The sequence below is a fragment of the Prolixibacter sp. DSM 2831 genome, assembly GCF_056493735.1.
The window spans coordinates 3,271,520-3,296,519 of the sequence record NZ_CM151379.1; the positions used below are offsets into that span (position 1 = coordinate 3,271,520).

The window sequence follows — 25,000 nt, forward strand, 5'->3', positions numbered from 1 at the left end:
CCTCTGGAGCAACCTCGAAGCTGAATTAGCGTAATTAGCTCTAATTGGCGTAATTCGTATTTCTCTATTTCCTCGCCTTCCCAGTCAGGGATTCAATCGTCATTTTCAGAACGATGACGGTATCGAATGCCCGGTCGATGTATGCTTTGCCCTCTTTGAGATAATCGGGAGAATACTTCTCTACCAATAGCAGAAGGCCTTTGCGTTTATCATCGCCTGCCGCCTCGGTGATGGTTCCGGCGGCAATGGCACTCTCGAAACGGGTGCTGAACTTCGCCGGCAGGATTTCCGTTTTCCCGACCACACAAAAAGAAGCATGAGGATGAGCCCGCAGGAAATCAAGTTTAGCCCCTTCGGTAGCACAATGAAAGTAGATGGCATCACCGACGTAAGCGTAACTCAATGGAACACCATATCCTTCGTTTTCGGGTGTGCTCATCGACAGAACGCCGTACTCTCCTTTACGCAGGATTTCCAGGGTATCTTCATCGTTCAGGCGGCGCTCCTGTTTTCGCATGGGACGATTCATGTGCATGTTTTTACCGGGTTGATGATAAGGTTTGCTGGTAAATATAGCGAATCTGTGGTTGGTGTAGTAGAGACGTTGCATGCAACGTCTCTACGGATGTGCGGTGTAAATCACGGATTCGCTATTCGCCAAAAGGTCCTGATTTTTTTATTACGTACATAGGCGTCTCGGGGCACTTGTGTTAGAACATAATAGACCCCTAGCATGTCGGCACATGCTCCTGCTGCATTAAACACCAGGATATGTTCGACCAGACCATTACTTCCGAAAATGAATAGGAAAAGTAAGCCTACTACAGATATGATAACGAAAGGTGCCAGCAAAACCCGAATGAATGTATTCCTTTTCATCTCTCCCAAATAGGCAGCAAAAGGCGCAAAGCCTTTGAAGATAAATCCCAGCCAAACATTGGGAGACGCTAATCTTTCAGGGAAAAAAAGCGCATGTATTAATTCGTGTATAGGAGCAAATATTAAGAAGGAGATAAGCATCGTGGTCATATTCAACTCAAAATGAATCCCCAGCATTCCCATCAATACAATAATTAATGCACCATTGAAAATCATAAAAGGAATAGCCTTTAACTGGGTCGTCCACAAATCCGTTGGTTCTTTTAACCCGGTCCATTTTTCATCCGGATGAAAATTAGGGTCATCAGGAAACCGGTTGAAAATAAATCTCATCTGTCTGGTTGGTTATTAGTTTTATTAAATAAAAATAAAGATTCATTCATTAACAAAGTGATTGATCGCATGATAGAAGACGCGAAGCATCGCGTCTCTACGGGCGTCTTTCGAGAGTGGTTTTAAGGGCTTGGGCCAAGGCAGCTTTGTTCAGGCCAGTGCTGACGTATACGATTTTTCCGGTTCCGTCTATCAGGAAAAAGGCGGGGGCCACATCAACACCATATTCGGTAGCCACGCTTCTTCCCTGGTAAAGCGTCGGATAAAGCCGCTTCTGTTTTCCTATGTAGTTCTTGAGATTAGATGCTTCCTTGCCGGTCATTTCGATACCGTAGATAGCCAGCTCGTTTTGTCCGTCCAATTCATGCAGTTTGTTCAGAAAAGCGGTGGCTTCGTCATCGCCCTCGCAGTACGGAAACCAGAACTCAAGCAACACCGGCTTCCCTTTCAGTTTCTTCAGATTGACAAAACCTCCCTTCAAAGCCGGAAGCTCCCATAGAGGTGCTACCTGCCCGGTTTTGACCTGCGCCCTGTTTTTCAACGAAGCGAAGTACTCCTGCTTCGACATGCGCAGATAGGACTTCGGAAAACGGTCGTAATTCCAGGCCGATTTCTCCATTCCCTGATCGATCCCCAGGTAACGAAAGGTCGATTCCCAATACCCTTTGTTGTCGGGGTAGTTCCACCGGAACTGAACGGGAAGTCCCGCTTTTTTCGAGACAGCCAACACATAATGATAGGTCTTTCCCGGTACGCGTTTCAATTGATGGTTGGCATTCGGATCGATCCACAGATTCTTCATGTCGATGGACATCACCCAGCAGTCCTGCTTCCGGATGGTCCGGTCCTTTTGCCGGGTAATGGTGATATCGGGGTTGTCGATCATTTCCGGCAGCAGCTTCCGCAGCACATACACCGAGTTGATAAGGTAGGTGGAGCTGTTCACATCGAAAGCGAACTGGTGATTGGAATAGATGACGGTTTTGTCGAACGGATTGCTTTGAAAGAACTGATGCCCGTTGAACACCTGTTCGCCACTGCTGGTCATGAACCGGTACCGCGCGCCCAGGATGGAGTCGGAGCTGGTGAAATCGAAATAACAGAGCGCCGAATCGAGCTTGTCGGTTCCCATTTCCCGCTGAAACGTATGAATGGTGGTTTCGTACCCCACCGATTGCATCCGGTTCATCCGGTCTTCCGTTTGCCCAAGAATATCAGCCGGTTTTTCCTGGCAACCGGCCAGTAACCAGCTCCCCGTCAGCAAAATCAATCCTGTCGTAACCGTCCGTCTGTTCCACTTCATGTATCCGTTTCTTTACAACAATGCTTTGATGTCCGCTAAGATACGTTTATCTGTGGGTTTGTCATAGAGACGTTGCATGCAACGTCTCATATCAATGCGTTGGATAGAGATGCAAAGCATTGCGTCTCTACAGGGCCGGTTCTGCCTGTGGACTGCTCCAGCGTTTGTTCAGCCAGCGCCAGGTGAGGATGAGAATTCCCACCGCTATCAATAACACGATACCGTACATTAGTTTATCACCGATACTGTCGCTAAGGGATTCATTCGCGTCAGCTGTATTCATCATGGCAATATAACCTATCAGGTTGTTGACGAAGTGAATGACGATCCCCGGGATGATGGATTTTGATTTCCAATATATCCAACCGAGCAATAATCCGGCTAAAATAGCACTGGTGGTCTGCCACATATTCATATGCGCCACACCAAAGATAACAGCTGACCAGATGATGGCTTTGGCTGGCGAATAGTTTTTCAGCAAGCCTTCCAAAATCACTCCCCGGAAGAGAATCTCCTCCAATACAGGTGCAGCGACTACCACCGTCAGAAAAGCAAATACATTGGGCTGAGCCAACTGAGACATATAATCATTAAACCAATCGGAGGCAGGAAGCAAATCTGTTACCGCTGAAATAAGTGTGGAGGCAGCGACTGTCATCAAGCCTACGACCAACAAGACCTGGTAAGGTTCCATGTTGAATTTCAACCGGTATTCAGGTTTGTCAAACTTCCGGATGCGTTTTATTCCCAACCGGGCCACGATGAAAAATGACAGACCATACGAGAGCAACAAGGCAAATGAAGCAAGAAGCTGGCCATAAGGCAACACATACTCCCTGTTCAAAATCACCACAACTAAATAAGGGATGGATAGTGGAATGGTGATCAGAAACAAACGGAGCAGCAACAGAAAAGACTGTCCGACATTGGGATAAAAGGATTTGGGGGCTTCGGGTTGGGGGCTTTCTTTAAACATGGTCTTCAATCATTTTTGTTGGTTAGGTTGTAGAGACGTTGCATGCAACGTCTCTACAGTGTTTTAATGTTCGTTCACGGCCGTCACATAGGTTTTACAGAGGATACGTTTCCGAATTCTTGCATAGGCCCAGGGGCGATAGAATCCCAGGGTAACGATAGTTAACAACCACTGTCCCCAGATGAACAGGAAATCAGCACCCGGCTCGATATCGTATCCGAACACATAGGCTCCGTCTTCCTTTTGAGCGGTGGTCCGTGCAGAAAAATAAGTGTATAACCGCAGGAAAGCCATCGGCAAATAGATTCCCAGCGTTATTACCGACAGGAATGCCTCCAGGGCAATCTTGCCAATGGCATGCTGCCATTTCGTACTCCACTGAATATGGTAATCTTTATAATTAATGTTTATCAACCAGTTATAATACAGATAGTAATATGGAATGGCCAAAATGAAAACGAACAAGAGTGGGAAAAATGCAAAGGCTGATGATCCACTTTTGACGGATAAAAAAGCCACGGCAATTAATGAAACTGCCAAAATCGGGATGAAAATCACCAGAAGAACGATGACAAATAGTGTACTCCCGCTTCCCTTGAACCTGAATTCGTGTCCGCTGTACGAACTGTTATCGATAAAAAAGCGATTGATATCGCGGGCAAACCATGCGGCATAGACTCCAAGGGTGATGACCGATAGAAATATTCCCAGCAATACCTTTCCAAAAAATGTCCAGAATCTTCCATCAAAGCGAAGACCGGTTTCGCCATACTGAACATGCTCGATGGTGATCCGGGCGATGAGATAATAGGTGAGCAAACCGGTAATTACCGAGAACCACAATATCAGTCCAAGATAAGGTTCTTGAATCCGATTGATGCCAGGTGCATATTTCTCATAGTAATAAACGCCCATCGGAATGATAGTAACCAGATAGTACAATAACCACACCGGCAGAAACTTCTTTCCCGTTAAGGTAAAATCGAAATAGTTCTTCATAAAATTAATTTTGCGATATATATTGATTGTTGGTTATTCTGTCTGTCTAATTGATAGCTAAGCAATCTGTCTTTTCTTCTGCGAAATTGGCTATCGGCTTCCCAAATTAGTAAAAAGGTGCTAACCTTATTGTTCATCAGGCCCGGTAAATCGGTCATACCAATTAGCAGTATTTCCGTTCATCAGAAAATTTGATACGTTCATCACAGAAAATTGAACGTTCACCATTAAAATCGAACTATTGAGAATGGATATAAATTAGAAGGAGACACCAGACATTAGATGCCAGAGGAAAGATGAAGAGGGTTTTTGTTGTTACTATCGTTAGAAAGGTTACAGGTTTCAGGTTTGGCTTCGAGGTTACTGTGGTTAATGTGGTTGAAAGAAGACCGTTGTGTAAACCTTAACGTCCTTTGTGGTAAAAATGTAAACCACAATGAATACAAAGGAGGCACAGAGGTTGACAATGGTTCTCCAATTCCCCTTTGACTGTTCTATATCTGTGGTTATCTGTCAATTTCATCTCGGTCCATCTGTAGATGATTCTCCCACTCTCCATTTCTCCCCCTCTCACCTTGGTTACACCGGCGAGGGGAAATCGACGACTACGCGGGTTCCGACATCGACGGTACTTTCGACATGAATGGTTCCGTTGTTCTTCCGGACGAACTCCCGGCACAACGCCAGGCCCAGTCCGGACCCACTTTCGCCTTCCGTTCCCTTGTTCGACCGGCTGTTCTCCAGTTCAAAAATACGGTGTAACCTGTCAGGTTTTATCCCAATACCCGTGTCTTCCACAACCAAACGAACGCCATCCATCCTGTTTTCTGTCGAGATGGAAATGTGCCCGCCTTTCGGGGTAAATTTTATGGCATTGGAAACCAGGTTGCGAATTACCGTTTCGATCATCTTCGTGTTGCCACTGATATATGCTTCCTCTCCGCTTTGAAGTTCCAGTCCAATGGACTTGATCCGGGTCATACCTTCGAAGAATTCGATGTTGGAAGCGACTAACTGATTCAATTCAATCAGTTCCTCTTCATAAATTGCCAGGTTTTGGGACGTGTTGGCCCAGTCCAGCAAATTCTGCAAAAGGTGATAAGTCGACAGGCTCAACACTTCCATCTTTTCCAGAAAAATGAGTTTCTCTTCCTCTTTCAGGTCCTCTTCGGTATTCATCAGGTTCAGGAAGTTCATGATGGTACCGACCGGACCTCGTAAATCATGTGCGATAATGGAGAAGAATTTGTTTTTCGATTTCAGCTGTCCTTCCAGCTCCGTGTACAATTGCATGTTTACTGCCGAAAGGAACCCAAAGGTTAGCGCGGTCATGATTCCCCCCGAGATTCCAAACGAAATGATCCAAATATTTTGAATCTCTGTCGTGCTATAAGATGACCGGCTTAACACAATGCCAATACCCGCCAGTAGCAACAGCAGAAAAGCCGCAAAAGAAATGGCATTGAGCCGGAAAGGATTCCGAAGGTACCGCTTGTTTTCGTCCAATTGCAACATCTCATAGATGGCAATTACGCTGTAGATCATCAGAATTAGCAGGTGTATCCCAATCCGGACAAGGTTGAGTGGAAACACGAAAAAAAATACCAGGGACTGTACGATATCCAGGGCAGGAATTCCGATCAATATCCACCAGTTGATCTTTTTCTCTTTAAAAAGCCAGATGCCGGACAGATAAATAAACAGCCCAACAGTAATGGACAACATCGATGCTACCCCAGATAAAAAGCCTTGCATCGGAGGCATTATCCTGAAAAGGAATCCGATCCCCATCAGCAGGTTTCCTGCAGCCCAACACATCGGCCCTTTCACCCTTACTGTATTCCGGTGAATGAGCCACATGTAAAAGCCCATGATCAGACTAATTCCGGCTGCAATGACAACAATTATTTTGAGGCTGAACGGTTCCATTTCCATCTTTACATAACAGTCTCGCAATTTAGTCACGAAAATGCTTTGTTCCGCTCTCTTTAGGTAATTTTAAGATAAGCAGGAACAATCGGAAAGACCAAACCAGATTTGATGAAGGTCAACAGGGCCGTTTTGAATTCTGTTAGTCAGCGACATCTCAGCTGCATTTAAAATCTTTCTAAAAAAAACTTGATAACCAACTGACGGCACAACGATGGCAACTATTTTATCAACTGCCGAAGGTGCTCCTCATCGATTCCATTGGCCGGATGAAACGAATCCGACTCCATATAATCCAAAATCGAACGGTAGAGTTGTGCCGCTGCCGGGTCATCGGAAAGCTCATCTAACCTTGACATGCAAACCAGTAATTTTCCTTTTCCGACTTTGTACTCGAATATCAATCCAAACTTGTCGCTACGCTGCAGGTTGTCGATGACCTGAACAATAGGACGGTAGTCTTTAGCCGTTTGATTCAGGTTCAACGGATGACTGTGCTTAATGATGGAAAACCATTGCCAATCGGTATGAAACTCCGTCGGGAAATGGTTGAACAGCGGATGGTCCGGATTGGTCAATATCCCCAGGGTACCCGGAGAAACCGGTTTATGATTTCCTTCGCTGATCTGCTTAAACATTTCGTAGTTCCAGAAATCAGGTGGGAATAAACCATCCACGCTGTTTTTCTTTACTGCCTCTTTTGAAGGGAAGAGCAATACTTTTTCCCCCTTGTTGAGTTTATCGAACAGTTCGTTGTTTAGCTTTGCGGTCACATAAATATCAGCTTCCGGTTGTACCTTTTCCGGTTCCGGATACACCCATACCGGATAGTTGTTCCGGTAATCGGTTCCTTCGATGCTCAAGGCAATGGTTAATTTCTGAGGCACGGCTATCTTCGAAAGCGGAATACGAATCTCTCCAACGCTGTCGACTCCTCCCATGGAAATGGTAGGCTGCCCGAAGCTTCCCGATTTGATGACTTTCCCTTGTTGATCTGAAACCGTCCATTTCAGTGGTTGCTTCAAATCCCGGTTCGAATAGTTGGCCACTTCCACGCCAGCCGTGAACGTTTCGTTAACCGTCCAGCCATACTTTTTAAACTCCAACAACGGAACCACATCGTTGCAGAAGTTCCGCCACTCGTTGCGGTCAACTACGTGCTTGCTGTCCATGAAGGCATCCAGAATGCCCACCAAAGCCGTTCCCTGTCCGGGATAATCCTGCAAATCGAGCAACTGGAAACCGGCCAGTCCTTTGGTTCGCAATGCCGCTTCAATTTCATCGCGATAACACAACGCCGACCAGGCACCGGAAGCCATTGCAAACAGACTATCCTGATCCAACATGCCGGCTTTCTTTAACCGGTTTCGGAAAACTTCCAGGTTGCGGGGTTTCAAAATGCCCGTGTATTTCTTAATCTCACTGTAGTTGGGATAAATCTGGTATTGCCCCACTTCATGGCTAATCAACGGAATCTTTATCTGCGACACCGGATAATCGAAGTTCACCATCGTCGACGGCTTTTCGGTATTCAGGATTCCGCCGTCGCGGGAATCGACAAAAGCCTGTGTGAGTCGCACATGCGTCAGGGTCGTGTCGTGCGCGTAAGGTGTACGGGCTGCTACGTGGAAATCCTCAACGGGCAGTGGTCCCGAATAACCAATGTTATCATTCGAGCCTTGCGTGTATAACGGACGACCGTCAGCCTTCTTCAGGTCAGCAATCAGCTTGTCTACTTTATCGAGATTGCCCCAAAGCTCGTTTCCGGGTGACAGCATCACAAACGAAGGATGGTTAGCGAAGTTCTTCAGCAAAGCCAAACCCTCTGCTTTCAGCTTATCGGCCAGCGTATCCGATTCCAAACCGCCCCAGAAAGGCAGTTCCGGCTCCATGTAGATTCCTAACCGATCGGCTGCCTCGAAAGCTGCTTCCGGCGGTGACCAGGTATGAAAGCGGTAGTGATTAATGCCATACGACTTGGCGATCTTCATCACGTGCATCCAGCCTTTCACATCCATGGGCGGATATCCGGTTAACGGAAAAACGCAGGCGTCGTGTTTTCCCCTCAGGAAGGTAATCCGACCGTTGATGGCAAACTTCATTCCCTTGGTCGTAAACTTCCGCATCCCGAAGGGAACCTCCTTGTTGTCTTTGATATCGTTATGGCTGATAATGGCGTTGAGATGATAAATTGGTTGATGATATTCGTCCCATAAATCCATCTTATCGCCCAGCGTGTATTCCAGGTTGATAACCGAATCACAGTTCACCTGAAAGTGTACCGTTTTCAGTTGGGTCTCCTTTCCATCGAGCGTTTTAGTTACCTGTAGAGCCACATCTACTTTATCCAAGTTCAATCCGTTATGGATGCCCATCTTCACTTGGATCTTCTTATCCTTGATATCTGGATAAACCTGCAGGTTGGAAATATACGTTTTCGGGGAAGCTTCGAGGTAAATCTTCCCGATGATGCCGTTCCAGTTGGTCTGGGTGTCATCTGCATAGGCATGCACATTCCCGTAAGGTGTTAGCTTCCGATCATTATCGACCCGCACCGTAATCGTGTGCTTCCCGGGAGTAAGAAATGTCGACACATCAAACTTCTGTGGCGATTCCAACAGCAATGAACTACCAACATACTGATCATCAATCCACACCTTCGAAGGCTTAGTCCGTTCCATCACAAAACGGATGTGCTTCTCCTTCCAGTTCTCCGGAATATTGACCGTCTTCCGGTACCAGGCCGGCCCTTCGTAACGGTATACCCGGCTCAAATGCATCGTAGTGGAATCGGTATTAAGAAATCCTTTGTGGTTGGTATCGGTCGTACCCGGAAGTTGAACAGAGTCGTTTAACGCGGTGTCATACCACTTCCCTTCCACTCCCCGGTTAGCTGAATCCAGCCGGAACTGCCAGGTTCCTGACAAATCGATGTCTGAACGGTAGTTTTTGGTTGACGTGGAGCATGAAGAAAGAATGCTAACAAAAAGAGCAAAGATGAATGCGTTAAAGAGACCTTTCATGGGATTGATGATTTTTTGGTTCGGAAGTCGGATATTCAGATACCAGCAGACCTTCCTGTCAGTTTTACAAAATGCATCCAAATATAGGGAAAAGATGATAAATCAGAAGGGTATACGAAAAGTCTCAGCACAAAATTTTCGACTTGTAAATTGTCATCAGCCTTTCCGTTTTACCCCTATTCCGAAACCTCGGAACCCTAAAGGGGACTTTAAGCCGCCCTTTTAGGGGATTTGGAGGCAAATTTCCGGAGACTACTTACAATTAGTTTTGATAATGTATCATGTCTTTTGCGGAGGTACTCAAACTCATCATATCATTCAGCTGCTTGTTTCTTTAATTGAATGGTTTTATTGGCGATTAATGGTTTGGCCCAGATACTGATGAACAACAGGTAACCAAGCGTCAGGTAAAGAACGAACATTCCCTGTCGCAGGCCAATGAGGTCTTTCAGCCCACCAATCAGTAACGATACCAACGCCCCGCCGGCAATACCACTCATCAGTATTCCTGAAAAGGTGCCATGATACTTCGCCACACTATTCAGCGCCAGCGAAACGGTTATCGACCACATCACCGAAAGGGTGAAACCCAGTGCCGGGAAACCATAAATGGCCATCTGTTCGCCACCAAACAAGGTCACTGTCAGGATGATCATGGCTGCAATCACAAAGATGCGCAGCACCAGTTTACTGTCGATAAACTTCAGCAACAGCATCCCCAATAAACACCCGATGGTCAGCATTCCCCAGAACCAGCCGACGGCCGCCGCACCTTCCACTTCGGGGCGCAAACCGTGATAGGTACGCAGGAATTCCGAAATCCAGTTGGCAATGCCCTGTTCCGTTCCCACATAAGCAAAGATGCCGAAGAAGAACAGAATAACCGTTTTGTCTTTTAGCAACTCTTTGTGGATGGCCCACGCTCCCGTTGTTTCATCTTCTTTCCGTTCCACCTTCGGGAAACGTGAAGCCACAATGATCACGATCATCAGCAGCGTAATGACACCAAACACCCAGTAGAGCGATACCCATGGCAAATGTTCCGGCGTGATCTTAGCCAGAATCTGCAGGAACCAGTTCGATTGCGGTCCGCTCTTGTCGAGGTTGAGCACCAGGTACGAGTAGACATACGGACTCAGAAACGATGCCCCGCCGAAGACTAACTGTGCAAACACCGAATAGAAGGCGAAGTGCTCCTCCCCGCCCGATACCCTTAACAGCGGGTTAATGACCACCTGCATCAGGGCCATGGCCGCGCCGATGAAAAACAGCGAACCGAGAAAAACGGGATAGCTGGGAAACAGGGCAAAAACGAATGCTCCGATGGTAGCCACAATCCATCCGCCACTCATACTGATTTTCTCTTTGTACTTCTCCACCAGCATTCCTGACGGGATAGACATCAAACCGTAGGCGATGAAGAAAGAGAAAGGCAACAAACCGGTCATCGCGCCACTCAGGTGAAAACTATCGGACACATTGGGGTTAATGGAACCCAAAATGTTGGTAATAAAGGAAATCACAAAGAAAACGATGAACACCAGGGCCACCATGTAATAGTTCCGTTTCATAGGCATCTTTTGTCTATTGAGAATACTGTATTAATTTCGATTCTATCTGTTATAGTGTATTGTAACCTTTCATCTCAATTACCGGTTGTTCGCCGTTCAGGTCTTTGGTGTTCATCTTCACCGTCAGTTCCCGCTCTTCTCCCGGAAGGAGCGAAATATAGTTATCATTCCAGAAAACCGGCAATATCATTTTGTGTGACTGATCGGTTTTCGCTTTCAGGCCAATGAAGAACGCCAGCTTGTCCGAAGGATTCTTCAGCGTTACTTTCACCCAGGTTTGGTCGCCCTGCTGCTCCACAGTCTCTGTCTTCTCCACCTTCACCTTTGGTAGCTCGGTCAGGGTCGTGAAGTCAGCATATTCTTTTATCGGGGTGACATACCATTTTGTATTCTTAAAATCGGGCACATCTTTCTTCTGCGACAGCCAGTAAAAACTATGGGCTATCTCCTTCCCTTCCGGGGAAACGATGCGCAGATCGGCAAAGTAAACCGGCGTAGTACCACGCATTTCCGGCAACGACAACAGTTCTTTCGACGTGTATTCATCTACCGAGAACGGAACTTTCTTGTTGAGAACTACATTTGAATGCAAATCCAGCACCTTTACTTCGGCCGTTAGATCTTTGAAACCATGCCGGTAATCGTTGGATATGTAGATGCCGTGGTTGCCGTAATTGTAAATGATGTTCAGCGGCTTCAGGGCGTTCTGCGTACCGAAGAAAGCTCCGTTGGGTGTGAGGTAGTAATCGTACAACTGCCAGTAGAGCTTCGGCCAGGGAGCATTCAGCATCCACTGAATGACGCCACCTGCATTGGCTTTGTTCACCGCAAAGGCTTCGAACATGGGCCGGATGGCTTCGTAATTGGCCAACTGGGCCTTCATCTCAAAGTCGTCAATGTTCTTCGCTTCACCATACCGATGATTCAATGCTTTGAGATACGTATCGATATTATGGAACTCGCCACGGCCACAGTGGTAATTCCAGATTTCATTCACCGGCCAGAGCTTGTCTGCCGGGAACATTTTCTTCAATGTCTCAATCGGTGGAATCTGCGGACCGGGACCGGTCTCCGTATTGAATCCGAAAGCGCCTCCGTTTACGGTATCGATGTACCAGTAATTCGGCGACACGTAATCGTACGGGCCATTCATTTTCACGGCTGTCGGGCCGGTTACCTCACTCGTGCGAACCGAGCAGGCCGATAATGTTGGGCGGGTCGGATCGGAGACTTCGAGGTTCTTCAGATATGTTTTCTCCAGCGCCGGACGCGGTAGCATATCGCTTCCCAGTACCCAGACAAAGATGCTGGGATGATTGCGCAGCCAAAGCACCTGGTCATCCAGCGAGTTGCTGACGAGCTTTATCTCTTCGGGTGTTTGCACACCACCAAACTCATCACATTTCTTGCCTACATAGTTTTCCCACTCCCACTCACAGCTCCAGCCGACCATGATGAGAATACCATTTTCGTCGCAAAGTTTGTACAGCTCATCACTTTCGCCCCAGAAACCTTCCAGCCGGATGGTGTTCAGGTTCATCAGTTTGGTATATTCGACCTGCGCTTTCAGGTTATCCTTGTTTTCGCGCAACAGCAAATCATCGGCCCAGCCGCCACCGCGTATCTGCAGGTCACGTCCGTTGATTTTATAGGCTCTTGAACCCGCTTTGTTGATGTAGCTGGTTACCTCACGAATACCAAACTCCTGTGAACGCTTGTCGGATATTTGGTTGTGGACCTTACTGCTTACGTTCAGTGTGTAAAGATTGGGATCGCCCATGGTCACCGGCCACCAGAGTTTGGCATTTTTGAAATTCAACGCCGGATATTCCTTCGGCGTCCAAACCACCATCCTTTTTTCAAATGGTTTTAAAGCCACCTCTTTTTTCACTGTAACATCACCTATCTGCGCCTCAACCGTGGCTTCCACTTTCATTCCGGAGTGGTTGACCACCTGCGTTTCGATGGTCAATGCCGCTTCGTGTTCATTCGTTGTATTCACCTTCGATTCTACAAACGGATGCTCTATCGAAACCGGTCCGTTGAACCGAAGTTTTACACCACGCCAGAGTCCCATGTTTTTGTCCGGCACCTTGGGAGTCCAGTCCACAAAGCCGACGGTAAAATCGCCGGGCTGCGGCGGATAAACATCGACCTGCAACCGGTTCCCCTTCTTTTTCAGCTTCCCGGTCACATCGATTTCGAATCGCTGGAATGCACCTTTCAGCGTATCAGCCGAAGCGATTTGCTTCCCGTTCAGGAAAACGTCGGCGCTGTAGTTGATGCCACCGAAACAGAGGCGGGAGTATGTTCCGAGTAAGTTCTTAGGAATATCGAACGTTTTGGTATACCGCCATTTATTGTTGAACCACTTACGTGGCACCTTTTCGAGATTGTCGGAAAAGAAAGGATCTTTATACTTCCCATCCTTCACCATGGCGGCAAAAACAGTGGAGGGAACATCGCAGGTGAGTTCGTTTTTCGATGAATACACATCGGGCTTAATGAGTTGGCCGTCATCACTCCATTCGCCGTATGGCTGGAGGGTCCAATTCTTATCGAGTTTCAGCGTGGCCGATTGCTCCTGTACGTAGCCACAACCTGACATCAAAAGGAGAACCAACAGACTCATGATGGTTTTCAGATTACCTTGGAATTGCATGTTGTCTGGAATGTTAGTTTATGATTACAATGAACGATTTCATTTTCAACATATAGAGCACAAACTTACCGGAAAAGCGAGCGTACCCATTCAACGAATCGCTTAAATGTATTCATTTTTGCGGGAGAATCTAAAAGTGTTCAAAAGTATTCAACAAGACACCAGACTTGAGACGGTTTCAGGTTAGAGGGTTTCAAGTTTCAGGTTGCGCTCAGAAATTGCTGTAACTGACATTGTTCCTGTCGTTACTGTGGTTACTATTGCTGTGCTCCAATCAACGGTACGACCATTGCGGTCGAAACAGCATCTGTGTTTCAATCGAATCCGGCTCGCGACCGTTCTGTCCGCGAACACCCCTATCCCGGGCTATTAAGATTATACCCCTCCGGGGCAATTTTAATATGCGTTTAATTGATTAGCCGAATACGGGAACCAGCGTCAACAGGATCGCCAGCAGAAAACCTAACCAAAAGAGTAATTTCATCATGGTCTGGACAAGTTAATGATCGCTTTAGTTAGAAATGCATATCGGTGTAAAGACAGTTGACGATGAAAATACCCTTACGTCACATCATTCTTTAACCCGAGACTGCCCATTGAAGCTCCTGCCGCTAACTGATATCTTTCAGTTCGATGATTTTATCATCCCGGAAGGTGAAAACTGATTTTCCTGTCATGGCAATCCGGTCGCCGGCTTTGAATTCTTCGGAAAAGTCAATGGCCAGCGTGGCACTGAAATCCACATCCACTGCAACCTCCTGTCCATGGAACTGAAAGTTGGAAATGACTTGCTCTCTTTCGCTGAAGACTTCAGCGGCTTCCCGGGCCTGTTCCCGCAAAGCAGCCTTCCCCTCTGTCGTCAAAGTCACTTCACCTGCTGATATGTTTTCGAAACGAGCCTCTTCGTCGATGTCGACCAGCATCCGGTCGACGTCGAAGTGATTGTAGGCATCGACATAGTTCTCAATGATTTTCCGGTAATCGTCCTGCGTCATAATTCTGATGTTATTTGATGTTGTACTTCTGTATCAGCTCCTCAATTTGATTTTCTATCTCATGCTCTTTCTCCATCCTGGTTGCAGATGATGATCACGTTTCCGGTCTTCTGGCCGGTGAGTACATACCGGTAAGCTTCGGCGATGTCTTCCAGCGGATAACGACGATCGATGACCGGCCGGAACTTTCCCTCCTCCAACAGCTTTTTGATGAAGCCAATGCTACTTTTGCGGTCGGTTGGTAACGGAAAACGAACCTGCTTACCGCGCGTGACGGGTGTCCACAGGGCGAGGAACGGATTCTCGGCATTAGGGCCCAACTCCGACGAGATGTACACACCACCCGGTTTCAGAATGGACTTGCACTTCCCGAACGTATTTTTCCCCACCGCATCAAAAACAAAATCGTACTGCTCGCGGTCCTGCGTAAAATCTTCTGCCGTATAATCAATCACCCGATCGGCACCCATCGATTTGAGCAGATTGAGGTTGGGTGTATTGCCAACAGCCGTCACTTCGGCTCCGTAGTATTTCAGCATTTGCAACGCAGCTGAGCCAATGGCACCGGTAGCACCGTTCAGCAAGACCTTCCGGTTACCGCCCAACGGCACCCGTTTGATGAAGTTGTAGGCATAGTGCGCACCTTCGATGCTGGCAGCAGCCTGTTCATATGTAATTCCTTCCGGGATGATTTCTATCGCTTCGTTTTCCGGAACCACCATGTACCCCGCATGCGAACGCAGTCCGGCATCGTTGAATCCCCAAATCTTGTCGCCGGCTTTGTAGGCCGTTACCTGACTTCCCACGGCGACCACTAGTCCGGCAAAGTCGGTGCCCGTCGTTGCATCAGAGGGTTCCAGTAAACCGGAGAACAACCGGATGACGGCGGGCTTTCCCGTCAGGATACCACAGTCGGTGCGGTTAACGGTCGCCGCATACACTTTCACCAATAGTTCGTTTTCCCGGGGAACGGGTTGCTGAATTTCCTCTACGGTCAGTACATCGGGGGAGCCATATTGCGTTCGAATCGCTGCTTTCATGCAGTCAGGTTTTGGTTAAAATGCAATCGATAAGTTACTGAAATTTTGGCAAATGGATGGCTTCGCCGGTTATAGTTATTTCTGTTGTTAGAAGAGTTTTAAGTGTTAGGTGTTAAGAAAGAAGACTCCAGAGGAAAGACATGAGACGAAAAACATTTCAGGTTACATGTTTCAGGTTGCGCAACTTGCGACTTTTTCCTTTTGCCATTTGCCTTCTTACTTTAAAACTTAGTTACTGTTGTTCTCCTTTGGTTCATCCGGCTGCAGGCAGGTAGGGCCACGATACATCGTGGCCGTGCAGAAAATGGGTTTTAGGTTGCGCTCAAAGGTTCCTGTAACCGACATTGTTCCTGTCGTTACTGTGGTTACGATTGTCAGGGTTCGAGGAGAGGTATCCTCTTTGCGTTCTCAGCGAAAATCTTTGCGGCCTCTGCGTGGAATTTTGGGAAGTTTCAGGTTACGGGTTGCGCTTCGCGGTAGCTATTTCTGTCGTTGCTATTGTTGGCGCAACATTTCCCGCAGGGATACATATTCATCACCTCCAATCAATTTAGGCCTGGGCACTAATCCCGTTCACCACACCATGGATTGAATATTACAAGGTTAATTACATCATTCATTAATGTCTTTGAGCACTTTGTGCTTTCCTCGTGTACATTGTGGTTCATGTTTTTTTACCACAAAGGTATTTCACACCACAAAGAGTTCCTCCTTCGAAGCCGAACAACAGGAACCGCGGAGCGCAACCTGAAACTTTTAACCTGAAACCTGTAACCTCTATAAGTTCTCATCCAGGCAGTACACCAGGTACCACTTCTTCCCGATTAGTTCGAAGCGGCATTTAGAGCTGAAGCCGGTGTCGGGGATCCAGACGTGCTGCGTAAACTCCGTGGGTGTTTTGTGGTAGGTCACCTTATATTGGGTGGTGTCGATGTCGTAAATCTTCGTTTTCATGATGTGCCAGTTCTTTTTCGTCCACGGGGTGGTACCATCCACTTCCACGGCAGCTCCCCCGATGGGAAACTTCAGGCGCGATACCTGGAAAGCACTGTCGTTGTGGAAACGGTTGTAGAACTGGTCGAAGTCCTCCACGGCTTTGCTTTTGCTCTTTGCGGCGGTCTCTTCCTGGTTGGCTTTCGAGGCGTTCACGGCCTCTTTCTTCGTGTGACATCCCGGCAGACTGAGCCACAGCAAGCCCACCAATATCAACAAGGTTACGGGGAGATGGTTAGCAATCTGTCTCTTCATGAAGCAAGGGTTTTTGTTGGTCTGTTAAACGTTACGGTATTTGTTTTACATAGTTACAAAAATTTTGGGCAGACTGGAAACCAATCGCTTCAATTTCAACACAAAAAAAGGGTCAGGAAATGTCCTAACCCTTTTACCGAATATCTGAATATCCTTTATCTTCTTCGTCCGAACAACCGCAGCAGAAGCAGGAACAGGTTGATGAAATCGAGGTACAGGATGAGTGCCCCGACGATGGCTTCCTTCTTGTCCTCTTCGGTTCCTTCGTTCCCGATGACGTTCATCTTTTTTATCTTCTGGGTATCGTAAGCCGTCAGCCCCACGAAAATCAGCACGCCGGCGTAGGTGGTGAACCAGTACAGGGCCGGACTATGAAAAAACATGTTGACCACCGAGGCAATGATGACCCCGATGAGTCCCATGAACAACAGGCTGCCCCAGCGGGTCAAATCGCTTTTGGTGAAGTAGCCGTACGCGCTCATCGCCGCGAAGGTACCGGCCGTGATGAAGAACGTCGATGCGATAGAACCGGCCGTGTATAACAGGAAAATTACCGAAAAGGTCAGCCCGTTTAACACGGAATAGAGCACAAACACCAGCGTGGCGGTTTGCGCCGACATCTTCTGTATCCATCCCACCAGGTATCCAACCATCAGGAACTCGCCAATAATCAATCCGAAGAACAGAATCTGGTTCTGAACAATCATCCGCACGATATCCACATGCATGGCTGTCCACATGGCGACTGCCCCGGTAACCAGCAGGGCAAACGACATCCAGCTGTATACTTTCACGAAGAACCGCTGCGTTTCGGCCAATGCCTCTTCCCTCGAAATTCCAATGTAATTGTCCATCTTTTTCTATTTGATAATATCATTCATTTTGTAACTGCCGAAAATAGAAAAACGCCGGAAGAAATCTATACGTTAATCACCCTTGTTTTCGACAAGGTATCGTGCCAACCGGTTTTGCTCTCTCCCAAAAAGGAAAAAGCTTCGAAAGGAATGAAGCGACACAGTGTGCGGATGAAGATGGCCTTTAAACCGGGTTGCTCCCCCTGCATATTAACGACTTTTGTCTTCGTAATGAATTTGGCAACGGACCTTCCGGTGGAATATTCAAAAATGACATAGTAGATGGTTATCACCGTGTATGCCATGGCATAGTTTAATAGTACGTTATCCTCTTCGAAAACAGAGAGCAACGACGGCGAAACGATCGCCAAAAGGAACTGAAAAAGCACGATGAGTACCACACCAAAAATAATAAACAACACCGTATCCAGCAGGTAATTGATAAACCGCTTACTCAGACTGGCGGTATTGAACAGGACATCTCTACGAACCTGTTCTGCTTCTCGTTTGGCTTTTAGTTCCGAATCTTCGGAATAGTGTTCGCAGCTGTTTTCGAAGTTGGCGAGTTCGTTGGTCAGTCCGCAAACCAGCCCCAGCTGGCTGTCGAACTTCCGGTTGTGGCAAACCGTACAAAATTTGAGGTGTTCTTCTCGGGTCATGATGGATGTTATTTAGTCATTACTTTGATGAGTACTTACACTTTGCCTAAATGAAACTTGCTAGAGAAATAAGATACAAATCCGCCTCTAATCAGCATCTTGAGATATGTCCTTCCATTGTGTATCCTTTGGTTCAAATGTTTGGTGTAATTCATAGTGATACACTTTCCCTCCATCTAAAGATGAATACTTTAAGTTTATTATTCTTCTTAATTTTTCAGTATCAGTCCTATCCATAATTTTTTCAAACTCATCTTTTCCTATAGTAAACGACCATTCTGAAGTGGTATCTGGATACCTAACTAAATCATCCGACTCGTGAGAAAATAACAAATTAGATTCATAGTAAATCCTGACTTTAAGACTGATAATTCTCGTTGGGTTATTCTTAACTCGAAATGCAATCCTGAAAGGAATAGGAATAATTATCTTCTTTTCTGAATCAATTACTCCGTAATTTGACGCCCAAACATATGGTCTACTATTCTTTTTAAACTCTTGACGTGTCCAATAAAGAGAAATAACTGAGGTAATTAATGCGATAAGAGCAATTAATACAGGAATCCAATCCTTATACCAAGGATTATTGGGCCAATTTTCAATTATTACTTTCGCTGATTCTAAGTTCATAAATATACTTTTACTTAAGATACTATCTATCCAAACCTTAAACAAAACAACAATGAAAATATTCTCCTAAACAAATTCCATTAAAAAGTATAATTCACACTACCGAATATTCTTTGCAATTTTTATAGAAATTCGTTTCCATATTAATTCTGATGATACATCTCTACTTTCTCATTTCGAAGAACCACTAAATAACTGTCTACATGTATATTTTCGCCGTCCTTGTTTCTAATTCTTGCTTTATGAATACTTTTATTAAACTCTTTAAAGCCAATGTCACCTTTACATTTTCTCACCACTGAATTTATAAACTTCTTATTTGACTTATTACCGATCAAATAAATGGTTTCGGTACCATGATTAATTTTCTTTAGGTTATTAATATAAATCCGTTCTCCATCCTTATCAATCTTAAATTTTTTTCCTACTATACGAATAGCAAATTTGCAATACCGCCCATTATATTCATTAATACTTTTCTCATCAAATTTTCGATTAGCAAAATGGTATAGAAAATAAACCATCATTTTTACTTCCTCAAAAATTTGGTTGTTATCCCGTCTCTTCCCAAATACTTTCTCTCCTAGGAATGTCATCTCAGTAATAAAAACAGGAAAGAATATACCATTCTTATCAATATCAAAGAATTTTTCATAAAAGTCATTAACTTTTTCCCTTTCGATGCCATCTTGTAGATAATCCTGAATAAATTCATCTAAAACTTCGAATTTTTCCTTTTCAAAAAGCTTAAATGAGACAAACAAATCTATAGCATCCTTCTGATACTTGGCAATATATTTTTTTGCTTTTCTTAACAATGAATAGGATACAAATGCAAATGTAGCATTTACTACATTTTTGTTGTGATTTGTACTTTTATGCATCCTTAGAACTAATTCATCTGACTTAATAAACTGTTCCGCAGTCTGCTTTTCATCAATCCATTCTAGTTTTACAGTGGTTGGTGTTAAATTTGGAATTTTTTCATATAAATCATATACAAAGCCATTAACTTTTGATTGAATATCATATTTTACATAGCTGCGTTCAGCTGATTCTAAAGCCCACTTAAAAAACTTGCTTATAAGTGCGATTAACATTTCAAGTTTTGCCGGATGAGTCAACAGATATCCTACAATGGTACCTCCAAGAACTATTCCTGCAATAAAAATTGTAATAGAAATATTAAAATTCAGATTTACAGTCAAGAGCTCCATATCACTTTTCATTTAAATAACTATTCAATTGAGCAATACAACTAGGCAGATCGCAGACTAACCCAATATTTCCACTATCTGGAACTATTGCACTAAGATTTTCTATGGTTATAATTCGTTTACAGAACTTACACCTAATTTTGGAATTTATCAAATTCTCATATAGTCCTATATTCTTTAACAGTTCTATCAATTTATCATCATGGATTGCTTTAATTTTTTCTGTGTCTTTTTTCATTGGGCTTAGTTGATTTTCATGTTTGCTTTTTTAACCTAAAAGCATATTATGTGACAGTAGAACATATGCCGTAATTGACATTTTTATCATTTTCTTTCTATCGTTTTTCAAAATAACGGTATTTCAGAACATAATATTGTTCACCACCATGTTAGAGAGAATATCATTAATAGCCCATTTTCCGTTCACATACCAGATCCGACCGTTCACGGAAGAAATCGGTACGTTCACATAAGAAATCGAACTATTGAGAATTAATATAAATTGACAAAAAGACGTTAGAGGAGAGACTCCAGACATGAGACTTTTCAGGTTACGGGAACGGTTTCTGTTGTTGGAAGAGTTTTAAGTTTTAGGTGTTAAGTGTTAAGAAAAGAGGCAAAGACAGAGTTGCGATTGAGTAGGGTCAGGACATGTTCTGACCGTCGTTATGGTTCACAATCACCGCCCCGTAAAGCCTGAAAGGCTGATATGATGTTTAACCTTGATAACCAGAGGCGCACAGGCCAACAATCAGCAAAGAACGTCCGTTGCTGCGTTTCCTGGGATGTCATCCCTCGGAGGGATGACATCCTTAAGACCACTGATGAAGTTTTTGCCGGCGATGCCGTTAACAAGTGCTTAAACCTCTACTTTTGGCCGGCGAAGCCATTAGTAAATGATTAAACGCTCACTTTCTACCCGGGGAAGCAATTAGGATATGCTTAAACTCCCACTTTGGGGCCAGCGGAGCCATTAGCAAATGATTAAACCTTCACTTTTTGACCAGTGGAGCCATTAACAAATGCTGAAGCCTTCACTTTTCGTCAGGGAAGCAATTAGTAGATGATTAACAGCCACTTTTCGTCAGGGACGCCATTCGACAATTCGAAAACGCTCACTTTTCGTCAGGGGAGCCATTCGACAACTCGAAAAGCTCTCTTTTGGCCGGGGGAAGCCATTCGAGTACTCGAAAAAGTCCACTTTTTGGTCGGGGAAGTAATTCGAATAATCGAAAACGCTCACTTTTTGTCCGGGGAAGCAATTCGACAACTCGAAAGCGCTCACTTTCCGTCAGGAACGTAATTCGACAATTCGAAAGCCCTTCTTTCGGTTCGGCAAGCTGCAGGATAACTCCCAAGATGTCAATTATATATTTGTTTTAAGTGTTAAGTTTTATGTATTAAGAAATACCATTCATCTATTTCCATTCCAAAGCATGCAGCGGGTTATTTCTTTGGAACAATTTATTCCTTTCCGGACGGTTACAAAACAAGTTTTAAGGAAAGAAGGCCGCTGAGAACAGTAGGGTCAGTACATGTCCTGACCGCTGCGCTCGTTCAAGGTATGCCATGATGATGTGCCCATAAATCGGTATATTCGGTACAAACCGTCAAACCGCATGCAATTATCGATCGTCATACCGGCCTACAACGAGGAAGAGGTGCTTCCCCGAACCCTCGAACGGATTCAGGCGGCTGTCGGGGCGCAACACCTCCCGCAAGCGGAGTGGGAAATCATTGTGTGCGACAATAACTCCGACGACCGGACCGCGGAACTGGCTTCGGGGCAGGGCGCCCGGGTGGTGACTGAGCCGCACAACCAGATAGCAAGAGCGCGGAATACCGGCGCGGCCGCTGCTTCGGGGAAATGGCTGCTGTTTATCGATGCGGATACCTGGCCCGACGAGGCGCTGATGAAGGACGTGCTGGCTATCATCGGCGAGGACCAGCTGATTGGCTGCGGCTCGACGATCAGGATCGAGGGCGGCACCTTGTTCAACCGCCTCCGGATGGAACGCATCAACCCGGTGTTCCGGTTGCTAAACATGAGCGGTGGCGCTTTCCTCCTCTGCCGGAAAGATGCATTCGACACCATCGGTGGCTTCAGCGAGAACCTCTATGCCCTGGAGGAGGTCGACCTGCAGTTTCGCCTGAAAAAGTACGGGAGGTCACTGCACAAAGGGTTTAAAATACTGCACGCCCACCCGGTAGCCACTTCCGGACGCAAGGGCGAGATTCGTTTTTCGTCCATCCTGCGAATGATCGTTTCCAATTTCATGGCGATTATCCTGTTTCTGCTCTATTTCATCCTTCCGAAAAAATACATCGGGAAGGTGGGCCGGAAGATGCTGGGGTATTGGTATAAACGATAAACCCGGTTTCAGGTTAAAAGGGTTACAGGTTTCAGGTTGGGGTGAGCGGTTAGAAGGGTTTCTGTTGTTTCTGTGGTTTCTGTTGTTGGGCTGCGCCATTTTAGGTTTTAGGTTTTAGGTTTCAGGTTTCAGGTTTCAGGTTAGGCTGAGGGGTTAGAGGGGTTTCTATTGTTCCTATCGTTACTGTTGTTACTGTTGTTGGGATTGAGGCTGTTGTCAATCCTGCCAGGCTGAAGGCCTGAAAGCCCATAGCCCGGGGTAAGGAATTTCGGTGCAACCGGGATGACGCCACCCCGGGTTAGGATACATGCGATAGCTCAAGGCGCACATTCCGCCCATCAACAATGAACCACTGTTCTTGCGTCGCATAGCCAAACCATGATTGGAATAATTACAAGTTACTATTGTTCCTGTCGTTACTGTTGTTTCTGTTGTTGGGCTGCGCCGTTGCAGGTTTCAGATTCGGCTGCGCTGGTGCTGTAGGGCCACGATACATCGTGGCCGTGAGTACCCCTTATCAGGTTCGGCTTCGATGAAGGGGTTCTTCGTGTCCGTTGTGTGAAACTTAGTGTCCTTCGTGGTAAAAAATTAAACCACAATGAACACTAAGCAAGCACTATGTGCACAAAGATATCGTTGAATGAATGGTGGTCAATCGACGGCTTAAGGAACGTTCTGTTCAACGCCGGCATGTGCGGCGCAGGAACGTTTTCATTCCAATCCTGTTTCGAACGTGCGACTCTTTCCTATGCGGGGCATTCGAGCCCGGGGCGGCGTCGTACCTCCTTGCCCCAGGCTATGGAATTTCAGGCCTTTAGCCTGACGAACAATAGCAACCTTGCAGCACAACCTGAAACTTGAAACCTGAAATATCTTAACTCTATCGTCTCATGTCTGGAGTCTAATGTCTTCTTCGAACAACAGTAACCACAGTAACCCCGAAGCGCAACCTGAAACCATATAGCTTACTCTTGATGCCCGGTCACGATATATCGTGACCCTACGAGACCATCAGCTAACGGAACGAAGCTTAACCTGGAACCTAAAATCTCATTTTTAAGAGGAATACATTATCTTCATGGCGCGTTTGACCGCCGCTGGCGGCAGCGCAGCTTAATCATCCTAATCAAAACACCACAAGCTTTCAACATGAATTCAACGAACAAACACCTATCCACTTTTTCGGATTCCAAGAGCCACTATGAGATTCTCGACGGGCTGCGCGGCGTGGCCGCCATCATCGTGGTCATGTTCCACCTCTTCGAGGCGTTTTCGCTGGGAAACCCGTTTACCCAACACATCAATCACGGTTACCTGGCCGTCGACTTTTTCTTTGTCCTTTCGGGCTATGTGATTGGCTATGCCTACGACGACCGCTGGGGCAGAATGACGCTGGGCAGCTTCTTCAAACGGCGTCTCATCCGGCTGCACCCGATGATTATCATGGGAATGATTATCGGTGCCATTGGCTTTTATTTCAGCGCATCACCCATCCTGTTTCCCTCCATTGCCGGCACTCCGGTTTGGAAACTGTTACTGGTGATGGTGATTGGGTTTACCCTGATTCCGGTACCGCACTCGCTGGATATTCGCGGCTGGGGCGAAATGCACCCCCTCAACGGTCCGGGCTGGTCGCTCTTCTTCGAATACGTGGGCAACCTCCTGTATGGACTCTTCATCCGGAAATTCTCGAACAAATGGCTGTCGGTGCTGGTCTTTCTCTCCGGCGCTGCCCTGATACACCTGGCGGTCACCAGTCCGCACGGTGACGTGGTGGGCGGCTGGTCGCTCGATCCCACACAGCTTCGCATCGGGATGACCCGGTTGATGTACCCGTTCTTTGCCGGACTGCTGCTGTCGCGCATCAGCAAACCGGGACGCATCAAATACGCTTTCCTGTGGAGCAGTCTGCTGGTGATTGTGGTACTGGCCATGCCCCGCATAGGGACGGAAGAGAATGTTTGGCTGAACGGTCTGTACGAATCGTTTGCCATTATTGTTGCCTTCCCGCTGATTGTGTACATGGGAGCCAGCGGCAAGGTGACCGGGAAATTCGCTACCAAACTGACGCGTTTCTTCGGCGACCTCTCGTACCCGCTGTACATTACGCATTATCCGCTGATTTATATCTTCACCGCATGGGTGATCGACAATAAGATTCCGCTGAAAGAGGGCTGGCCGATGGCTGTGCTGGTGCTCGTCTCGGCTATTGCCATTGCTTACGCTGCAATGAAACTGTACGACGTGCCGGTACGCAACTGGCTGGCCAAACGGTTTATGCACAAGACGGTGAAATAAACATATTATTTT

The 25,000-nt window shown here is 46.2% G+C and carries 19 protein-coding genes; 2 read left to right on the plus strand and 17 right to left on the minus strand.

Annotated elements, in window-relative coordinates:
* Nucleotides 1-64: 64 nt before the first annotated feature.
* From AC060N_RS13260 to AC060N_RS13335, 16 genes are all read right to left on the minus strand, one after another.
* Nucleotides 65-529 carry a pyridoxamine 5'-phosphate oxidase family protein gene (locus AC060N_RS13260; protein WP_479524222.1) on the minus strand — a complete coding sequence of 155 codons (465 nt, stop codon included), beginning with the start codon at nt 527-529 and terminating at the stop codon, nt 65-67.
* 110 nt (nt 530-639) lie between these two features.
* Nucleotides 640-1,212 (minus strand): DUF3267 domain-containing protein, encoded by a 573-nt coding sequence (locus AC060N_RS13265; protein WP_479524223.1) that lies wholly within the window; start codon nt 1,210-1,212, stop codon nt 640-642.
* Between the two features lie 97 nt (nt 1,213-1,309).
* Nucleotides 1,310-2,515, minus strand: a complete 1,206-nt coding sequence (locus tag AC060N_RS13270) for a TlpA family protein disulfide reductase (protein WP_479524224.1) — start codon at nt 2,513-2,515, stop codon at nt 1,310-1,312.
* 127 nt (nt 2,516-2,642) lie between these two features.
* The gene (locus AC060N_RS13275; RefSeq protein WP_479524225.1) at nt 2,643-3,491 is read right to left on the minus strand and encodes a lysostaphin resistance A-like protein; all 849 of its coding nucleotides are present in this window, start codon (nt 3,489-3,491) and stop codon (nt 2,643-2,645) included.
* A gap of 63 nt (nt 3,492-3,554) precedes the next feature.
* Nucleotides 3,555-4,517, minus strand: coding sequence for a DUF898 family protein (locus tag AC060N_RS13280; RefSeq protein WP_479526996.1), 963 nt, complete (start codon nt 4,515-4,517; stop codon nt 3,555-3,557).
* A gap of 552 nt (nt 4,518-5,069) precedes the next feature.
* Nucleotides 5,070-6,419 carry a sensor histidine kinase gene (locus tag AC060N_RS13285; protein ID WP_479524226.1) on the minus strand — a complete coding sequence of 450 codons (1,350 nt, stop codon included), beginning with the start codon at nt 6,417-6,419 and terminating at the stop codon, nt 5,070-5,072.
* 221 nt (nt 6,420-6,640) lie between these two features.
* Nucleotides 6,641-9,442 (minus strand): sugar-binding domain-containing protein, encoded by a 2,802-nt coding sequence (locus AC060N_RS13290; RefSeq protein WP_479524227.1) that lies wholly within the window; start codon nt 9,440-9,442, stop codon nt 6,641-6,643.
* Nucleotides 9,443-9,756: 314 nt separating this feature from the next.
* Nucleotides 9,757-11,013, minus strand: coding sequence for an MFS transporter (locus AC060N_RS13295; protein ID WP_479524228.1), 1,257 nt, complete (start codon nt 11,011-11,013; stop codon nt 9,757-9,759).
* A gap of 49 nt (nt 11,014-11,062) precedes the next feature.
* Nucleotides 11,063-13,675 (minus strand): glycoside hydrolase family 2 protein, encoded by a 2,613-nt coding sequence (locus tag AC060N_RS13300; RefSeq protein ID WP_479524229.1) that lies wholly within the window; start codon nt 13,673-13,675, stop codon nt 11,063-11,065.
* Between the two features lie 611 nt (nt 13,676-14,286).
* The gene (locus tag AC060N_RS13305; RefSeq protein WP_479524230.1) at nt 14,287-14,670 is read right to left on the minus strand and encodes a nuclear transport factor 2 family protein; all 384 of its coding nucleotides are present in this window, start codon (nt 14,668-14,670) and stop codon (nt 14,287-14,289) included.
* 59 nt (nt 14,671-14,729) lie between these two features.
* On the minus strand, nt 14,730-15,710 hold the full coding sequence (locus AC060N_RS13310; protein WP_479524231.1) for an NAD(P)-dependent alcohol dehydrogenase: 981 nt from the start codon (nt 15,708-15,710) through the stop codon (nt 14,730-14,732).
* 777 nt (nt 15,711-16,487) lie between these two features.
* Nucleotides 16,488-16,958 (minus strand): hypothetical protein, encoded by a 471-nt coding sequence (locus AC060N_RS13315; protein WP_479524232.1) that lies wholly within the window; start codon nt 16,956-16,958, stop codon nt 16,488-16,490.
* A 155-nt stretch (nt 16,959-17,113) separates the two neighbouring features.
* On the minus strand, nt 17,114-17,812 hold the full coding sequence (locus AC060N_RS13320) for a Bax inhibitor-1/YccA family protein (RefSeq protein ID WP_479524233.1): 699 nt from the start codon (nt 17,810-17,812) through the stop codon (nt 17,114-17,116).
* Nucleotides 17,813-17,877: 65 nt separating this feature from the next.
* The gene (locus AC060N_RS13325; RefSeq protein WP_479524234.1) at nt 17,878-18,471 is read right to left on the minus strand and encodes an RDD family protein; all 594 of its coding nucleotides are present in this window, start codon (nt 18,469-18,471) and stop codon (nt 17,878-17,880) included.
* An 87-nt stretch (nt 18,472-18,558) separates the two neighbouring features.
* Nucleotides 18,559-19,101, minus strand: a complete 543-nt coding sequence (locus tag AC060N_RS13330; RefSeq protein WP_479524235.1) for a hypothetical protein — start codon at nt 19,099-19,101, stop codon at nt 18,559-18,561.
* Nucleotides 19,102-19,244: 143 nt separating this feature from the next.
* Nucleotides 19,245-20,330, minus strand: coding sequence for a hypothetical protein (locus AC060N_RS13335; RefSeq protein ID WP_479524236.1), 1,086 nt, complete (start codon nt 20,328-20,330; stop codon nt 19,245-19,247).
* A gap of 1,607 nt (nt 20,331-21,937) precedes the next feature.
* Here AC060N_RS13335 and AC060N_RS13340 point away from each other — a divergent pair.
* Complete coding sequence (locus AC060N_RS13340) at nt 21,938-22,690, plus strand: glycosyltransferase (protein WP_479524237.1); 753 nt, start codon at nt 21,938-21,940, stop codon at nt 22,688-22,690.
* Between the two features lie 216 nt (nt 22,691-22,906).
* Here AC060N_RS13340 and AC060N_RS13345 read toward each other — a convergent pair whose 3' ends face one another.
* Nucleotides 22,907-23,059, minus strand: a complete 153-nt coding sequence (locus tag AC060N_RS13345; RefSeq protein WP_479524238.1) for a hypothetical protein — start codon at nt 23,057-23,059, stop codon at nt 22,907-22,909.
* 780 nt (nt 23,060-23,839) lie between these two features.
* Here AC060N_RS13345 and AC060N_RS13350 point away from each other — a divergent pair.
* Entirely contained in the window at nt 23,840-24,988 is a 1,149-nt protein-coding gene (locus AC060N_RS13350) for an acyltransferase family protein (protein WP_463229627.1), read from the plus strand.
* Nucleotides 24,989-25,000: the final 12 nt, after the last annotated feature.

Coding starts and splice junctions, on each gene's coding strand:
- AC060N_RS13310 (WP_479524231.1), bottom strand. CDS start 15,710: ATGAAAGCAGCGATTCGAACGCAATATGGCTCCCCCGATGTACTGACC.
- AC060N_RS13300 (WP_479524229.1), bottom strand. CDS start 13,675: ATGCAATTCCAAGGTAATCTGAAAACCATCATGAGTCTGTTGGTTCTC.
- AC060N_RS13325 (WP_479524234.1), bottom strand. CDS start 18,471: ATGACCCGAGAAGAACACCTCAAATTTTGTACGGTTTGCCACAACCGG.
- AC060N_RS13270 (WP_479524224.1), bottom strand. CDS start 2,515: ATGAAGTGGAACAGACGGACGGTTACGACAGGATTGATTTTGCTGACG.
- AC060N_RS13305 (WP_479524230.1), bottom strand. CDS start 14,670: ATGACGCAGGACGATTACCGGAAAATCATTGAGAACTATGTCGATGCC.
- AC060N_RS13260 (WP_479524222.1), bottom strand. CDS start 529: ATGAATCGTCCCATGCGAAAACAGGAGCGCCGCCTGAACGATGAAGAT.
- AC060N_RS13340 (WP_479524237.1), top strand. CDS start 21,938: ATGCAATTATCGATCGTCATACCGGCCTACAACGAGGAAGAGGTGCTT.
- AC060N_RS13320 (WP_479524233.1), bottom strand. CDS start 17,812: ATGGACAATTACATTGGAATTTCGAGGGAAGAGGCATTGGCCGAAACG.
- AC060N_RS13275 (WP_479524225.1), bottom strand. CDS start 3,491: ATGTTTAAAGAAAGCCCCCAACCCGAAGCCCCCAAATCCTTTTATCCC.
- AC060N_RS13335 (WP_479524236.1), bottom strand. CDS start 20,330: ATGAAAAGTGATATGGAGCTCTTGACTGTAAATCTGAATTTTAATATT.
- AC060N_RS13295 (WP_479524228.1), bottom strand. CDS start 11,013: ATGAAACGGAACTATTACATGGTGGCCCTGGTGTTCATCGTTTTCTTT.
- AC060N_RS13265 (WP_479524223.1), bottom strand. CDS start 1,212: ATGAGATTTATTTTCAACCGGTTTCCTGATGACCCTAATTTTCATCCG.
- AC060N_RS13285 (WP_479524226.1), bottom strand. CDS start 6,419: ATGGAACCGTTCAGCCTCAAAATAATTGTTGTCATTGCAGCCGGAATT.
- AC060N_RS13345 (WP_479524238.1), bottom strand. CDS start 23,059: ATGCGACGCAAGAACAGTGGTTCATTGTTGATGGGCGGAATGTGCGCC.
- AC060N_RS13330 (WP_479524235.1), bottom strand. CDS start 19,101: ATGAACTTAGAATCAGCGAAAGTAATAATTGAAAATTGGCCCAATAAT.
- AC060N_RS13290 (WP_479524227.1), bottom strand. CDS start 9,442: ATGAAAGGTCTCTTTAACGCATTCATCTTTGCTCTTTTTGTTAGCATT.
- AC060N_RS13315 (WP_479524232.1), bottom strand. CDS start 16,958: ATGAAGAGACAGATTGCTAACCATCTCCCCGTAACCTTGTTGATATTG.
- AC060N_RS13350 (WP_463229627.1), top strand. CDS start 23,840: ATGAATTCAACGAACAAACACCTATCCACTTTTTCGGATTCCAAGAGC.